We start from the raw sequence: 218 nt of genomic DNA, 5'->3' as shown, positions 1-218 counted from the left end.
GGGTGCTGGGATTGCGTAGCATGACCAACGATACGAGCAACAGGCTTAAGGCCACGTGCTTCAGCTTCGCTTTCACGCATTAGAACAAGTGCTGATGCGCCATCTGAGATTGATGAAGCATTCGCTGCAGTGATGGTACCATCTTTAGCAAAAGCTGCGCGAAGACTAGGGATTTTCTCGATGTTAGCGTTGAATGGCTGCTCATCGTGCTCAACCAC

General features: G+C 50.5%; 1 pseudogene. It reads right to left on the bottom strand.

Going from position 1 to position 218, the window contains the following annotated elements:
* Positions 1-218, bottom strand: a pseudogene (locus tag A3761_RS08520) (acetyl-CoA C-acetyltransferase); the annotation flags it as partial.

Source organism: Oleiphilus sp. HI0123, assembly GCF_001635315.1.
Note: the sequence above shows the minus strand (reverse complement) of the source record. Positions and strands in the feature narration are given on the sequence as shown.